The 14502-nt window shown below is 69.2% G+C and carries 11 protein-coding genes; 7 read left to right on the forward strand and 4 right to left on the reverse strand.

Annotated elements, in window-relative coordinates:
* Position 1 precedes the first annotated feature (1 nt).
* The 4 genes from SK803_RS12230 to SK803_RS12245 are packed head-to-tail and all read right to left on the reverse strand — an operon-like array spanning position 2 to position 3986.
* Positions 2-1321 (reverse strand): DNA cytosine methyltransferase, encoded by a 1320-nt coding sequence (locus SK803_RS12230; protein WP_319966045.1) that lies wholly within the window; start codon positions 1319-1321, stop codon positions 2-4.
* The gene (locus tag SK803_RS12235) at positions 1305-2078 is read right to left on the reverse strand and encodes a recombinase family protein (protein ID WP_319966046.1); all 774 of its coding nucleotides are present in this window, start codon (positions 2076-2078) and stop codon (positions 1305-1307) included. The genes SK803_RS12230 and SK803_RS12235 overlap by 17 nt, the downstream gene beginning before the upstream one ends.
* Positions 2075-3013, reverse strand: coding sequence for a DNA methyltransferase (locus SK803_RS12240; RefSeq protein WP_319966047.1), 939 nt, complete (start codon positions 3011-3013; stop codon positions 2075-2077). The genes SK803_RS12235 and SK803_RS12240 overlap by 4 nt, the downstream gene beginning before the upstream one ends.
* On the reverse strand, positions 3006-3986 hold the full coding sequence (locus tag SK803_RS12245; protein WP_319966048.1) for a hypothetical protein: 981 nt from the start codon (positions 3984-3986) through the stop codon (positions 3006-3008). Before SK803_RS12245 ends, SK803_RS12240 begins: the two co-directional genes overlap by 8 nt.
* A gap of 543 nt (positions 3987-4529) precedes the next feature.
* Between SK803_RS12245 and SK803_RS12250 the strand changes: the two genes are divergently transcribed.
* The 7 genes from SK803_RS12250 (at position 4530) to SK803_RS12280 (ending at position 14415) form a co-directional block, all read left to right on the forward strand.
* Positions 4530-5507, forward strand: coding sequence for a hypothetical protein (locus SK803_RS12250; protein ID WP_319966049.1), 978 nt, complete (start codon positions 4530-4532; stop codon positions 5505-5507).
* Between the two features lie 200 nt (positions 5508-5707).
* On the forward strand, positions 5708-6007 hold the full coding sequence (locus SK803_RS12255; RefSeq protein ID WP_156094317.1) for a pilin: 300 nt from the start codon (positions 5708-5710) through the stop codon (positions 6005-6007).
* Positions 6008-6477: 470 nt separating this feature from the next.
* Positions 6478-7917 carry a hypothetical protein gene (locus SK803_RS12260; protein WP_319966050.1) on the forward strand — a complete coding sequence of 480 codons (1440 nt, stop codon included), beginning with the start codon at positions 6478-6480 and terminating at the stop codon, positions 7915-7917.
* A complete protein-coding gene (locus SK803_RS12265) occupies positions 7914-9149 on the forward strand; it encodes a PrgI family protein (protein WP_319966051.1) in 1236 nt (411 codons plus the stop codon). The genes SK803_RS12260 and SK803_RS12265 overlap by 4 nt, the downstream gene beginning before the upstream one ends.
* Entirely contained in the window at positions 9146-11050 is a 1905-nt protein-coding gene (locus SK803_RS12270) for a VirB4 family type IV secretion system protein (protein WP_319966052.1), read from the forward strand. The genes SK803_RS12265 and SK803_RS12270 overlap by 4 nt, the downstream gene beginning before the upstream one ends.
* A 56-nt stretch (positions 11051-11106) precedes the next feature.
* A complete protein-coding gene (locus SK803_RS12275; RefSeq protein ID WP_319966053.1) occupies positions 11107-11952 on the forward strand; it encodes a GP88 family protein in 846 nt (281 codons plus the stop codon).
* Positions 11953-12000: 48 nt separating this feature from the next.
* Entirely contained in the window at positions 12001-14415 is a 2415-nt protein-coding gene (locus tag SK803_RS12280) for a helicase HerA domain-containing protein (RefSeq protein WP_319966054.1), read from the forward strand.
* The last annotated feature ends 87 nt before the right edge of the window (positions 14416-14502 follow it).

Below are 14502 nucleotides of genomic sequence, written 5' to 3' on the forward strand. Positions count from 1 at the left end.
CTCATGCAGCTTGAGCCTCGTCATCGTGCATGTCGAGACGCAGGAGGTCGGACAGCATGAGTCGGACGGCGAACTCGGCCTGTTGAGGAACGACGCCGTTGCCTAGTGCTCTCAGCTGTGCGGCCCGAGGTATTTCGACGGCGGTCACCCAGCCTGGGTCGAGGCCCATGATCCATTCGACGAATCGCGGTGACAGGCGGGGACGGCCCCTGGTGCCAGGTTCCGTCGGATGCGGGACCGCTATGCCACGGGCGAGTTCCCACCGCCGGATCGCTGGCGCATACGGGCCCCAGTTGACGTGCTCAGTCTCGGACTTGGCCTGATGAGCGTCTACGGTTCGAGCGGCGTGGGGAACAACGGGAGAACCTCCTGGGACAAGGGAGGACGGAAACCTGCTCCGGCTCTCCTGCCGGATGTGCCCGTGTCGCTCGCTCGTGGCGTCGGCAGCAGCCTTACTGCGATCGACAGGGGCATGCCCATTCCGTTGCCGTTGATGCCCCGCGCACGGTGGCGAGCCTGCCGCCGCAACCAACCGGAGGGGTCCTCGCCGTCGTTGGGGTTGCTGCTCGCCGGTGTCGGCAGGAAGGTCGTCACGGTGTCGGTGAGGTTCACCTGGTGTCCGCCTGCCAGACGGGACTCCGGCGAGGATCCACCGCGTGTGTCGTCCCGTGCTTGCGGTGTCGGGAGCAGCCTGACGGACTCGCACGGATTCCGGCTTGTCCGGGCTGCCGACGGGGTTGCCTTCTTTCCTGACCGGTTGCGTGGAGAAGACGGTCCCGGCTGGGTAGGCGAGCAGAAACACCCGCTCGCGTCGGTGGGGTGCGCCGATGTCGGACGCTCGAACGCTTGACCACTGCGCGTCATACCCGACTTCGGCCAAGTCGCCGAGAACGATGTCGAGGCCGCCTTGGCGCCAGCGGAGGGCGGCGACGTTCTCCACAACGAGGAGCGCCGGTCGTAGATGGCGAACGGCTGTGACGACCTGGTGCCAGATTCCACTTCGGGTTCCTTTCCTGATACCGGCTCGACGGCCGGCCGCGCTGATGTCCTGGCATGGGAATCCGGCGGTGAGAACATCAACGGGCTCAACCTGTTCCCAGTCGATGGTGGTGATGTCGCCGAGGTTGGGAACGTCCGGCATACGAGTGGAAAGGACCTTGCTCACGTGTGGGTCCGGATCTGCCACCCACAGCAGTCGACCGCCGCCAAGCGCGGCCGCCACGCCGAGGTCCAGGCCGCCGTATCCCGTGCAGAGCGAGCCAAATGTGAGGCCGGCCTTCTCTGCGAGATGTGAGGGGAAGCAGTCACGCAGCACTGTCATGGCCACCTCCCCCGGCCACGCGCTTGGGCTGCGCTTGGTGGAAGGTTCGTTCGTCAACCAGTGGCTCGTGCACCTTCGGCGCCGAGGTGACCCATTGCTCCACCGGTGCTGGGCGGCCGGCGATGGTGCGCGCCCAGACCTGGCGCCCGGTGTACTTGACGTTGGCGACGATCCGCCGGACGGCCTGGGCGGTCCACCGCGTGTTAGGCACGGGAGCCGGGTATTGCCCAGGGTCGCTGTTAAGTCGCGCGGCGATGACGGCGAACTTCAGGCCGTGGTCGGCGCGCCAGATGAAGATCTGCTTGACGACCGCGGCGGTCTGCCAGTCCGGGACGAGAACCGCCCGCAGCTTGCTATGGCCGGTCGGGTCGGTGACCCGGATGCGTAGGGCGCGGTAGCCGTAGGGCGGCGGCCCGATCTGGTAGCCGGCTCGGACGATGTCGACCATCGCGGCGCGGGCGCGGCGAGTGGTCTCGGCGTGATGCGCGGCGAGCGCAGCCCACTGGATCCGGTTGCCGCAAGCGTCGACCAGTTCGCCGTCACCGGTCCGGTCGCCCGCGCCGACTTCGGTGTCGCCAGCGGAGTCGCCCGACCGCGTTGTCCACAGATTTGTCCACATGCGGGACCACCACGGTGGACGGATCTCGGCCACCGGTGCGCCGAGGCATTGATGGCGGGAGGCGGCGCGAAGGGCGGCGCGCTTGCGGCGGAACTCGGGGTGCCAGCCGCACTCGCGGCAGTGCAGGCGGGTGGTCATGCCGCTCGCCTCCAGCCGGGGTAGGTGACGCCGTTGACGGCGGGCCGGATGACGTCGTCCTCGTTCGGCCACGGGATGCCGGCTGCCGTCGCGGCGGCGAGTTCGGCGTCGTGGGCGAGTTGGAAAACGAGCACCTCGTGGTGCGCGGTGAGCGCGGTCGGCGCACCGGCGGCGCGTGCTCGGGCAGCGTCGCGACGTTCGGCGAGTGAGGCTCGGGTGACCAGTCGGCTGCCGCGCAGGCCGGCGGTCAGCGCGATGCACCGCTCGACCGGCGCCAGCCCTGCAGCGGTGGCGGCGGCGATGAGCGGGGTGGTCAGATCAGCCAGCGAGCCGTCCGGGTGCCGGAGAGGTCGCGCGATGACGGCGACGTGACCGCCGGAGCGCAGCAGCGGCTCGCAGTAGAGCAGGGTCGTGGCGAGGTCGGTGAGGGCGGGCTCGACCGGGTCGCGGTCCGGACTGCTCGCGCTGTCCGCGGTGCGCGGGGTGGTCAGGACGAGTCCGACTCGTCCGATCAGTCCGGCCGCCCGGACGGTCGCGAGTACTTTCGGCCGGGCGTCGAGGACCGAGCCGTCGCGCCAGGCGCCCGCGGTCTTGGCGGCGGTGACGTTGGCGCGAGCGAGCGTCCACCACCGGTTGCGCACGGTCAGTCCGAGCGCATGGCGGCCGGCGCGCAGCGCCTCGACGAGGGCGGTGCCCGCGCCGCAGTCGGGGTCGAGGACGAGGTCGCCGGGACGGGTGTAGAGGGCGATCGCGTGGGCGGCGACGGCGGGCGGAATCCGCTCGGTGTCGGTCTCGGTGCCGGGCACGCAGCCGACGTCGCGCAGTTGCGCGAGCGGGTCACGCTGGCCGGTCGGCCAGACCGACAGCGGCGGCATCGGCGGCTCCTCCCCCGGCGGCTGGGGCAGCAGCCAGGGCGACGCGGGACGGTCAGTCATCGGAGGTCTCCTCACCGTCGGCGGCGTCGGTCAGGGCCGGCTGGCGGGCGAACACCAGGAGGTCGTCATGCACCTGGGTGTGCCGAGCGGGCGTCGCGAACGGTCGCGCGGGTCCCTGCGGTCGGGGGCGTGGGGCCGGGGTCGCGGCAGCGAGCGCTCCGTCGCGAACGGGGACGCGCAGCAGTGCGATGCGATCGAGGTAGCGCAGTCCGGTGCGGTGCGCGGCGCGCACCAGCGAGCCGGCGGGGTCGGTGAGCCGGTCACAGGAACGGTCACTGTGAGTGATAACCGCAAGGGTGCCGGTCGGGGTCAGCAGACCGGCCCAGTCGGCGGGGCGGAACCAGTCGAGGGTGCGCGGGTCGGCCGCGGTGACGACGAGGTCGTAGCGGTCCGGACCGACGCCGGTTGCAGTCGGACCGGATCCGGTCCGGCAGTGCGTCGACGGCACGGCGGGCTGGTCGGCGGTCGGACTGTCGGCGTTCGGTCGGGGTCCGGACTCGGACTCGGCTGCCGCGGTGCCGACGGGTTCGTCGAGCGGGTCGGGGTGTGCGACGGCGGTCTGGGTGTGGACGCCGCGGCCGAGTCGGACCACGGTCCAGCCCGCTTCGTGCAGTCCGGCGTACGGCCTGGGCCGGAACTGGTTGCGGCTCCCTGTTGGTGACCACGACGCGGGCGGCGCGAGGTAGAGCGCGGGGTCGAGCAGGAGCACCCGTTGGCCGGGCTGGGTATAGGTGGTGACGATCTTGATGATCGCCGTCAGCAGCCAGTTGGCGAGCAGTCCGGTGCCTTCACGGAGGTCGTCCTGAGCGCACGGCCAGACGGTGCTCGACCGGGCCGGACGCGGATGGCGCAGCGTGAAGCGCAGGGCGCGCAGACGTGGTGTTCGCCGCCTCGGGTGGAGCGGGATCGGGACGGTCGGGCCGTGCTCCTGGGAGCTGTCTCCCGGTGAGCCGTTGTCGTATGTCGGGGTCATCGCGGGTCTCCTCTGACGAGGTGGGTGCCGTACGTTCTGACGCCCCTTAACTCCGTATTTCGACCCCGTTTTGGACACGCCTAGTCAAATTTCTTTGCATCACGACAGCCCGCGTTACTCCCACCTCGAAAGGGCTCGGACAGTTCGCCAAAGCTGCGACCCGCAGTAGCTCGTTCGGCGACTCCTGGCCGCGCCCAGAACCGCCCAGTGGACCGGTCTGGGTAAGATTCTTCAAGATTTTTTCGTCGTAGCCATATTGATCTTTACAGGCGACCGCGTTGACGCGCGGACCGGCTACTAGCGCCGTACTAATGAGCAACCATTACCACAGCTAATCGGCTACTAGGGTCGATCAAGTCACGCAGTCCGCAGGGCCGATCAGTTGATCTTCTTGGAGCTCGCCTGTGGGGCGAAATAGTAGTTCGCTAGTAGCCTCAGCGCGGGTTGCTAGTTGGCGCCTAGTAGTGCCGTGGTATTTCCGTGGTATCGGTTGTGGCTTCCTGACGTCGTTGTTGTTCGCATCGACGCCGTGGGAGTCACGACATGGCAGCACAATCCGTCTTTCGTCGCGGCGGCGGCGAGGCTGTTCCGAACTCGTTGGATATCGCGCGGGACACGTTTACCTGGCTGGTGACCGGTCCGCATCCGGTGTCGCTGAACGGCCGGCTCTTCCCCGGTCTGCCGGACCGACACATTCCCCTGGATGAGGTCCGCGACCAGCTGCTGGCGCGCCGGTGCCCGCAGACGACGCGGGACGCGGTGTGGGCGCATCTGGTGCTGCGTTCTCGTACGGAAGGAGCGACCTGGACGGTCGCCGCGGTGGGTGTCGCGCTGCCCGCGCTGACCTCTGCCGCAGCCATCCTGTCCGATCGGCTCTCTGGCGATCCGGCCGATGTTCACGCCGAGGTGTTGCGCGGCTTTCTGACCGCGTTGTCGACCATCGATCTGCGTCCGCCGCGGATCATGTTGCGGTTGCGGTGGGCCGCGTACCGGTCGGGCTACCGCGCGCTCACCGAGGCGCTGGCGGGTCCGACTCCGGTCGCACCGGGGTTCCGGTCCACTCCGCCGCACGCGCCGTGGGGACACCCGGATCTGGTCCTCGCCCGCGCGGTCGCGGACGGAGTCCTGACCCAGACCGAGGCCGCGCTCATCGGCGCGACTCGGTTGGAAGAGGTGCCCGTCGCGGACTGGGCCGCGGCGCACCAGACCGGCGAGTGGGCGGTCTACAAGATGCGTAAACGCGCCGAGCTCCGGCTCGCCGTGTACCTGCGCGACGGTGCTGCCGAGACCGATCCGACCGACCCGTTGACCGACCAGGTGGCCACTGCGGTGGCCCTAACGCGCCCAGTCACGCCAGTCAGTGAGCTGCCTCGGCCGTCACTTTCCGTGTCCGTAGTCGAGGGTGAATCGGCGAAGAAAGTTCAGGGTCGCGTGTCCAAAACGGACGCGAAATCCGGAGTTCAGGGCTGCGGGACACACCCGCGCTCAGCCCGACCTTCGGAGGTGCCCCAATGCGCCTGATCGATCGTTTCCTCCCCACCGCGAGCGAGCCGCGTCGCGCTCGCCTCATCGGCAATCCGCAGCAGACGGCCGACCCCGCAACGTCGAGCAAGCCCTACGGACTCATCGACTGCCAGCCGATCAGTGCTCCGATCACTACACCGGATTCCCAGGCGCGGGCCGGCCGCAGTCTCTTTTCACGGGTGACGGTGACAGCCGGGCTGGTGGTCCTGGTGCTGCTGGCCTCAGTTCTCCCGGCGCACGCAGATACAGCAGTCCTGGCTCTTGCCGGCTCAGTTACCGATGTTCTGAACAACATCCGTAACTGGATCATGGGCATCCTCGCTGGGCTCGCGACCGTGTTCCTGACCATCGGCGGCGTCCGACGGGTAATGGCCGGCGGTGATCCCGGCGAGCACGAGAAGGCCAAGGAGTGCTTCAAGTCCGCCGGGTGGGGCTACGGCCTGGCCGCGCTCGCACCGTTGGTCGTGGAGATCCTCAAAGGGATCGTGGGGGCCTGACCATGGCCGTCAGCGTCCTGCCCACGGTCCGCCCGTACTGCGGCGGCCCGGTTGCCTCCACTGCGGACGACCGGGCGTTACTGTCCCTGGTTCTCGCCACCACGACCGGTCGGCCGTCAGGTGGTCGGCCCCGCCATGTGGGCTGGCTGGTGCTCGGCATCGTCGTCACCCTGGTGGGCATCCTCGGCGCGACTGCCGTTGCGCAACCCAGCGCGCCAGCTCCCGCCTCCCCCTGTTCCGGGCCTGAACCGCGGCCGATTCCGTGCGCCCCGACACCGACACCGCCCTCCACCACGTCAGCGGCACCAGCGACGTCACTGCCGACTACTCCGCCGCCGAGCATCAGTGCGCCGCAGCCCGGCACCAGTGGCTCGGAATGCGGCATCACGGATCTGACCGCCTGCGTCAGTGAAGGGTTCGGCTCCTTCATCAACCTGTTGGTTGGCGAGTCGCTGAACTGGTTGCTCCGGATGCTCGGCAGCACCCTCCTCTCCACGCCGACGCTGGACCAGCTGCCGCGCGTCGGTGAGATCTGGGAGCAGTCTCGGCTGTTGGTCGTCGCGGTGTACTCGCTGCTGGTGCTGTTCGCCGGGATCCTGGTGATGAGCCACCAGAGCGTTCAGACCCGCTATTCGATCCGCGAGATCGCACCCCGCCTCGTGGTCGGATTCCTCGCCGCGAACCTCAGCCTGTTGTTCGGTGACCAGGCCATCCGGCTCGCCAACGCTGCGTCGCTGGCCGTCCTCGGTGACGGCCTGGACCCGCAGTCCGCCGGCCAGGCGATCTCCGAGTTGTTCGTGGCGTTGGTGAGCAGGTCGATGCTCGACGGCGGTCTGTCCGCCGGATTGTTGTCACTCGCGCTGACCATTCTGTTGATCGGGTTACTGATTGGCTATGTCGTGCGGGTCGCGCTCACCGTCATCTGGCTGGGCGGTGCGCCACTGGCGCTGATGTGTCACGGGCTACCGCAGACCGAGGGCGTGGCGCAGTGGTACTGGCGCGTCGGAGGGGGTGTGCTCGGCATCCAGGTCGGGCAGAGCCTGGCGCTGATCTGTGCGTTGAAAGTGTTCCTGCAGCCAGGTGGTTTCAGCTTCTTCGGTACGCCAACGCCGGACGGGATCGTCAACCTCATCGTTCTGATCGCGTTGGTGTGGATCCTGGTGAAGATCCCGACGTGGGTGATGCACCAGGTCCGGATCGGCGGTGGCCGTCGCTCGTTTCTCGGCGGCCTGGCGTACGCCTTCGCCTTCGGCAAAGCCATGGCTCTGGTATCTGGAGGCCGTCTCGGCTTCGCGGGTGCTCGGGCAGCACACGGGCCCGGTGGAGCACGCCGCACACCGCCCGGCGCGGGCGACCCACCGTGGCCCGCACAGCCACGTTTGGCTCCTACCCCGGAGATGGTCAGCAGGCGGCTCAAAGAGGCGTACGACGCGGAACGCACTCGTGCCGCGCGTCGGCCACGAGTGCCCTCCCAGGCACCCCAGTTCCTCCAGCCGCAGCCACAACAGACCATCCACGATCCCGCCGTCGTGCCCGCGACCCTCGGACCGGCTCAGCCCGAGTTCAGCTCCGCGCTGGCACCCGACACGCCGATGACTCGGCCTCGGCGTGGACCACGTCCCGGCACCTCCCCCCAGTTCCAAGCCGCCGGAGGTCCTCGTCGACGCGGCACCCCACCACCGGCCCGTGCGATTCGCACCGCCTCGGTGCCTCCGCAGTTGCAGTTCCAGCCTGCCAGGCCACCAGTGCCCCAACCGACGCCGACGACGCCGAAGTCAGCTCCCGCGGCACCGGTGTTCCGGCAGGCGCAGCCCGAGCCGCGCATCGGTGACGCCTACCGGCGCACCCACTCTGTTCCGCCGCCGGTGTTCCGCGCACCGAAACCCGCTTCAGGAGGTGAAGGGAAATGAGTCAGCCAGTAAGGATTCCCGCCGACGTCGATCGCGAGGACCGGGTGATCGGTCCGCTGACCGCGCGGCAGCTGCTCATCCTCGCCGTCGCAGGGATCGTGTTGTACGGGGCGTACACGCTCACTCGCGAGTTCGTGCCGCTAGTGGCGTTCCTCGTCGTAGCCATCCCGATCGGGGTGATCGCCGCGTTGCTCGCGCTCGGTCAGCGCGACGGCATTCCCCTTGACCAGTTGGTGCTGGCGGCGCTGCGGCAGCGGATGAGCCCGCAGCATCGGGTGGCCGCGCCGGAAGGCATCCGGCCCGTCCCCGAGTGGCTGGGCAGCCAGGTCGCGAACACCAGTAGCAACGGCCGGGCCAAGCGGAAGGAGAACGCGGGCAGCACGGATGCCACGGCATCGACGGTATCGCCGGCCCCGCTGCGTCTGCCCGCCGAAGCGGTCACCGACACCGGTGTCATCGACCTCGGCAAGGACGGCGTCGCCGTGGTCGCGGTCTGCTCCACGATCAACTTCGGACTGCGCACCCCGGCCGAGCAGGAGTCCCTCGTCGCCTCCTTCGGACGGTATCTGCACTCGCTGACCGCACCAGTGCAGGTGCTGGTGCGGGCAGAACGGCTGGACCTGTCCGGGCAGATCGCCGAGCTTCGCGAACAAGCCGGTGGTCTGCCGCACCCGGCGCTGGAACGAGCGGCGCGCGAGCATGCCGAGTACCTCGACCAGCTCGGCCGCGCCACCGATCTGCTACGCCGCCAGGTCCTGCTGATCCTGCGCGAACCGCTGCTGGCCACGGGACCAACCGACGGACTGGGCGGCGCCTCGCCGCTGGCCGCGTTGACAGTGAAACGCCGGGCCGCCAAGCAGGCCGGCCTTGTCGACGACGCCACCCGGCGGGCCGCCGAAGCGCGGCTGGTGCGCCGGCTCGGTGAGGCGGTCGAGCTGCTGTCCCCATCGGGGATCGTGGTCACCCCGCTGGACGCCGGACAGGCCACCGCGGTGCTCGCCGCGGCCTGCAACCCCGACAGCGTGATCCCGCCGAACTCCGGTCTAGCCGGCTCGGACGAGGTCATCACCACCACCCCGGACGAGGGCTGGGACACAGGCGCGTTCGGCCGCGCCGCATTCTCCGCCGACGACGGGTTCGGCGAGGCCGAGGACGCCTGGAACGACGGCTTCGACGACACCACCGAGGACCCCGACGACTACGCCAACTCCGCAAGGAGGTACTGCCGATGAAGACCAAGACCAAGCGCCGCGGTCGCAAGACCCAGGCCGCGCAGCCGCCTCTCGGGCGTGCCAGCGCGTTCACCCCCGACGCCATCTCCGTGCGCCCCCGCGCGCTGGAAGTCGGCGGCGAATGGGTCGCCTCCTTCGCCGTCGTCGGCTACCCGCGCGAGGTCCACCCCGGCTGGCTGCAGCCGCTGCTGACCTACCCCGGACGCGTCGACGTCTCACTGCACATCGAGCCGATCGACCCCGTCACCGCGGCCAACCGGCTCAAGAAACAGCTGGCGAAGCTCGAAAGCGGTCGCCGTCATACCAGCGAGAAAGGACGGCTGATCGACCCGCACGTCGAAGCCGCCACCGAGGATGCCTACGACCTGTCCGCACGGGTCGCCCGCGGTGAGGGCAAGCTCTACCGGCTCGGGCTGTATCTGACCGTGCACGCCCCCACCGAGGAAACCCTCGGCGACGAGATCTCGGCCATCCGGTCGCTGGCGGCATCGCTGCTGCTGGACTGCAAACCGACCACCTACCGCAGCCTGCAGGGCTGGATCACCAGCCTGCCCATGGGCCTCGATCTAGTCGGCATGCGCCGCACCTTCGACACCTCGGCGCTGTCCGCCGCGTTCCCGTTCACCTCCCCCGACCTGCCCCCACCGGACCCGACCTCGGTCGGCGCGCCGAGCGGCGTGCTCTACGGCTTCAACATCGGCAGCCAGGGCCTCGTGCACCACGACCGGTTCGCCCTGGACAACCACAACAGCGTGATCCTCGGCCGCTCCGGCGCGGGCAAGAGCTACCTGGTGAAGCTGGAGTTGCTGCGGTCGCTGTACCGCGGGATCGAGATCCACGTCATCGACCCCGAGGACGAGTACGCCCGGCTGGCCGCCGCAGTCGGCGGCACCTATGTCCACCTCGGCGCCGAGCAAGTCCGCCTCAACCCGATGGACCTGCCGATCCACACCCGACCGGACGGGCGCCGCACCGCGCCGCGCGACGCGCTGATCCGCCGGTCGCTGTTCCTGCATACCGTGATCACGGTGCTGCTGGGCAGCGAGCTCGAAGCGACCGAACGGGCGGCGCTGGACCGGGCAATTACCGCCACCTACCAGCGCGCGGGGATCACCTCGGATCCGCGGACCTGGACCCGCCCGGCGCCGCTACTGGCCGACCTCGCCGAGGTCCTCGCCGACGCCGGAGATCCCGCAGGAGTGGAGCTCGCGGCGCGGCTGCATCCGTACGTCACCGGCGCGTTCTCCGGGCTGTTCTCCGGTCCGACTTCGACCCGCCCGGAGGGGCACCTGGTGGTGTTCTCGCTCCGGGATCTCGCCGACGAGCTCAAGCCGATCGGCACGTTGCTGACGCTCGACGCGGTCTGGCGCCAAGTCTCCAACCCTGCCATCCGCAAACCCAGGCTGGTCGTGGTCGACGAGGCGTGGCTATTGATGAAGCAACCTGCCGGTGCCGAGTTCCTTTTCCGAATGGCCAAGGCGAGCCGCAAGCGGTGGGCGGGCCTCACGGTCGCCACCCAGGACACCGCCGACGTGCTGGGTTCCGACCTCGGCAAAGCCGTCGTGGCCAACGCAGCAACGCAGATCCTGCTACGGCAAGCCTCCCAGGCGATCGACGAGATCACCCGCGCCTTCGACCTGTCCATGGGTGAACGCCAGTTCCTACTCTCCGCCGACCGCGGCCAGGGGCTCCTGTCGACCGGAACGCAACGCGTGGCGTTCCAGTCCATTGCCTCACCGGTTGAGCACGAACTGGTCACGACTTCCCCGGAGTTCCTCGCAACTCTTCAGGATTCCGAAACGAACCCAGGCTACGTCGAACTCGGTGCAGACGACACCGCAGGAATCCCGGACTCGTTCGACGACGGCGACGCGTCACACATCGAACTCGACGCCGCCTAACCACCCTAATCGCAAGAACTAATCCATTCACGCCGAATCATACCCAGGGGATACCCATGTCTACGTCACTGCCCATTTCCGTCACAGTCAGCCGACCCGCTCGGCTCCTGACACAAAACAGCGAGATGTGCCAGATCGGCGTGTGGAACTGGTCGTTGCCCGCCTGGGCCGGCCGCTTGGCCGACGGCCGCACCTACAACACCTGTCCCAGCGCCGGAATCTGCGCCCAGGCGTGTTACGCCCGGCACGGCACCTACACGTGGCCCGTCGTCCGCGCCAAGCACCAGGCGAACCTGATGTTCGTCCTCGACGACCTGGCCGACTGGGAGTCCGCCATGGTCGCCGAGTTGGGCGCCGCGAAGTTCCGCGGCGCTTGGGTCCGGATCCACGACAGCGGCGACTTCTTCTCCGATTCGTATCTTCAGGCGTGGCTGGATATCTGCCGGGCACGCCCCGACACGAATTTCTACGCCTACACGAAAGAGGTGTCCCGGTTCCGGGCACTTGTCGAGCCTGACCCGCCGCCGAATTTTCTGTGGGTCTACTCCTACGGCGGGACACAGGATGCCGCGCTGAATCCCGCCGTCGACCGGGTCGCGGATGTGTTTCCCGACGAAGCCGCGATCGCCGAGGCGGGCTGGGCCTCGCAAGAAGCCAGCGACCTGCTCGCGGTCCTGGGCCCGCGGCTGGTCGGGGTACCGGCCAACCGCATTCCCGCCTACCTCAAGCGGCTGGACGGCCGCCGGTTCTCCGAATGGCAAGCCGAGGTCGACGCCGAACGCGCCGCCCGCCGAGGCCGCCAGCACCTGCGGCTCGTCATCGACAACACCCGCCCCGACCACAGCCAACCGCCCACGGTCGAGCCCAGCCCGGTGTGGAGCGACCAGCCACGAGCGGCCTGACCGCAGCTCGCGCCCGTCCCGTCGACCGCTTTGCATGAGAGGTACCCGATGTCCTGGCCAATCACCACCACGCCACTGTTCACCGCTCCGTCCCCGCACGTCGAGCGCGCCGCGGAGGTCCTCGCCTCACCGATCGGCGACTACCTGCGTGACCCGCTCGGCGCATTCCACAACGTTCTGGCGCACCTGCGCGACCTCGCCCTCACGTGGGGCCCGATCATCGGGCTGGTGCTCGCGGTCGCCATCACCGTCGCGGTCATCGCGCGGAACCGGTGGCGCCGCCGCTTCGGCGGACAACCGCACCTGGCCTTCGAGCTGACCTTCACCGACGACGGCGTGCAGATCCGCCTGTGGGTACCCGGCCTGGTGCCACCCGGCATGGTCGAGCGCGCCGTCGAGGCCGCCTGGCCTGGCGCGCACACCCGCACCACCCCCGCCAAGTCCCCGATCCCGACCAAGGCAACAGCGGGCCGGCGCGTCGAAGCGGTCGGCGGCGAACTACGGCTGGCGCGCTCGGAGGCCCTGCCGATCCGCACCGACCACCCAGCAGACCCGATCCGGGCGATGCTCGGCGCACCGGTCGGCCTCGGCCCCCACGAGCGCGCCTGCGTGCAGATCCTTGCCCGCCCAGTCGCTGGCCACCGGGTGACCAAGGCCCGCCGCGCGGCGCGGCGGGTGCACGTGGGCGGCTCGGTCCACCTCGTCGGCCGGCTGCTCGACGTCATCACGCCGGGCAAGACCCCGAAGCCGTCGACCAGCACGCGGACACCGCAGCTGGATCGGCAGACCAGTCTGGAGTACGCCGCCCAGGACCGCGCCGTGGTGGAGAAGCTGCGGGCGAACCAGTTCGAGACCCGCATCCGCTACGCCGTGGCCACCACCGTGCCCGAGGACGCCACCTCGGGCGAGGTCCACGCGGTGCGGGAGGTGCTGCGGGGCCGTGGGCATGCGATCGCCTCGGCGTTCGCCGCCTACTCCGAGCACAACTACTACCGCCGGGTCCGGCTGCACCGCAATCCGGTCCAGATCCTGGCCGAACGTCGCCTCGGCAAGGGTGACCTGCTCTCGATCCCGGAGCTGGCCGCGATCGCGCACCTGCCGATCGACGAGTCGACTCCCGGCCTGCAGCGGGCCGGCGCGAAGGCCGTGCCGCCCCCGCCGGGCATCGCCACGATCGGCGAGCAGATCAAACCGCTCGGGTTGTCGGATTCCGGGCACTCCCGCCCGGTCGGCCTGCACGTCGCCGACGCCCGCCACCACCTGCACATCCTCGGCGCCACCGGCTCCGGTAAGTCCGAGCTGATGGCCCGGATGATCCTGGCCGACGCCGAGGCAGGCCGCGGCGTCGTCGTGGTCGACCCGAAGGGCGACCTCGTGTCGGACATCCTGATGCGCCTGCCCGAGGAACTCGGCGAGAAGGTCGTGCTCTTCGACGCCGACTCCCGAACCCGTCCCCCAGTGCTCAACCCCCTGGAGGGTGCGGACAAGGCCCGCGCGGTCGACAACCTCGTGAGCATCTTCGCGCGGGTCTATGCCTCCTCGTGGGGCCCGCGCACCGACGACATCCTGCGGGCGGGGCTGCTCACGCTGACCGCGATGCCGGGTACGCCGACGCTGGTCGATCTGCCCAAGCTGCTGACCGTGCCGGCATTCCGGCAGCGGGTCTGCGGTCAGATCGACGACGAGGTCCTCAAGGGCTTCTGGTCCTGGTACGACGACCTGTCCGAAGCCAACCGTGCGCAAGTGATCGCGCCGCTGATGAACAAGGTCCGTGGATTCCTCTTGCGCCCCTTCGTCCGTGCGGCCATCGCCGGAGGTCAGTCCACCGTGGACATGGACGAGGTGCTCAACACCGGCGGAATCTGCCTAGTGCGCATCGCTCGCGACGCACTGGGGATGGAAACCGCGCGACTGGTCGGCTCCATCGTCGTGGCGCGCACCTGGCAGGCCGCGACTCGCCGAGCTCGCGTACCACAGCGTCAACGCCGCGACTGCGGGCTGTACGTGGACGAGTGCCACAACTTCTTGAACTTGGCCTATCCGTTGGAGGACATGCTCGCCGAGGCCCGCGGCTACCGGCTCTCGATGACGTTGGCGCACCAGTACCTCGGGCAGCTCCCGAAGGAGCTCGAAGAGGGCATCAGCACCAACGCCCGCAGCAAGATCTTCTTCAACGCCAGCCCCGAGGACGCCAAACGCCTGGCACGGCACACCATGCCGCGACTTTCTGATCACGACCTGTCCAACCTCGGCGTCTACCACGTCACAGCCCGGCTCGTCCTGGGCGGCGAGGAAGCACCGCCCTTCACCGCGGTGACCGAGAAGCTCCCGCCCGCGATTCCCGGACGCGCCAAGGCAATCCGCAAAGCAGCCAGGGTCAACACACGCCCGCCCGTCACCGACGCTGACGCCGCAACACGCCGCGCGGATCAGCCCACTGTGGACCCGCGCCTCGCGGCCTGACTCGGCGGATCTCGTTCTCCCTCAACGCATGTGGGCTCACCTATTGCGCACGTCCACTTCGGTGATCCCCGCATGCGTTGCGCTTCA

Origin of the sequence: Lentzea miocenica (genome assembly GCF_033949945.1) — a bacterium.
Lineage (GTDB): Bacteria > Actinomycetota > Actinomycetes > Mycobacteriales > Pseudonocardiaceae > Lentzea > Lentzea miocenica.